This is a genomic window from Neochlamydia sp. TUME1 (genome assembly GCF_000813645.1).
GTDB lineage: Bacteria > Chlamydiota > Chlamydiia > Chlamydiales > Parachlamydiaceae > Neochlamydia.
Genome location: NZ_JRXI01000243.1, coordinates 1 through 1,195 on the forward strand (window position 1 = coordinate 1; position 1,195 = coordinate 1,195).

Here is a 1,195-nt window from a genome sequence, read left to right on the forward strand (position 1 = left end):
TAAGCTAAAAAAGTGAAAATCTAAGAATTTTCGTTAGCGAGAATGAAAATTGGCTAAAATTTAAGAGTTTTAGAGCAGGAGGTAGCCTTCAAGTTAGGGTTTTAAAGCAATTTAAAGAAGAAATTAAGTTTTTTAGCCTGAATAAAGACGTTTGGGAGAATTTTGAGCGACTAGCCAGTTATAGATTAAACGCATGTTATGGCCAATCCCACATAAAATAGCGTTAAAGCAATCTCCCAAACGACTTTTAAGGTAGTTGCGACCCAATTTGCCATCATTCTTCATGTGGCCGATATGAGGTTTTATCGCTTGGCGTCTTTTGATTTGGGTTTTAATCCAGGCAGATTATCGGGATAGGCTCATACAATCTTTAAGACTTTTCAAAAATGTCTTGAAAGTATCAGAAGCTAAAGTGGCTCAGGAAGAAATGATATTAACAGAGAATCAACTAAAAGCTCTTGAAAAGCCAAGGAAGAAAAAGAAGTGCATGGAGAAATTGAAACTGAACATACAGGTTATCTACTATCTCAAAGATACCTATTATGTAGGCACTATTAAAGGTGTGGGACGCATCTATTAACAGACAGAGATCGAGACTTATTCTAAGGTAGCTCTCGTCAAGCTATATGACAGGAAAAATGCTTTGTTTGCAGCAGTTATGCTAAATGACCGAGTCATTCTCTGGTTTGAAGAGCAGGATGTTCTGATTTTGAGAGTGTTAATCGATCGTAGTACAAAGTATTGTGGAGCAAGAGAGCATCATGAGTATGATGCTATATCTGGCCATCGAAGGCATAGGCCATTCTCGCACTAAAGCCCGACATCCTTTAAACCCATGGAATCGGCGAAAGATTCCATCAGGCCATCCAGAACGAATTGTATGCGTGTGCCACGAGCACATTATAGATGTGCGTAACTATATGAAAGATGAGGGAAAACGGCTCCTCGAAGTCGCTTTGCAGGAAGAGATTTCAAACCACCTTAAGCTGCTTTGGTCAAAAGCCAAGGTAGTGAGCGTTAAGGAAAAGGTATGATAAACATATCAGGTGAGGGCTAAGGAGACGAACGAAAGTGAACTATTGGTTCAAGTGTCGAAAGCGTAAAGATGATGTCAAAACTGGGGGCTGCAAACTCTTCCAAGATAAATTTAGGGGAAACCTGTTTACTGCCTAAATGGCGTCCGGCATAGAGATAG

General features: G+C 39.7%; 2 pseudogenes. One reads left to right on the forward strand and one right to left on the reverse strand.

Annotation, left to right across the window (positions count from 1 at the left end):
• Positions 1-132: 132 nt before the first annotated feature.
• Positions 133-336, reverse strand: a pseudogene (locus tag DB41_RS11505) (hypothetical protein); the annotation flags it as partial.
• Positions 337-391: 55 nt separating this feature from the next.
• Between DB41_RS11505 and DB41_RS12415 the strand changes: the two are divergent.
• A pseudogene (locus DB41_RS12415) lies at positions 392-882 on the forward strand (IS481 family transposase); the annotation flags it as partial.
• Positions 883-1,195 lie beyond the last annotated feature (313 nt).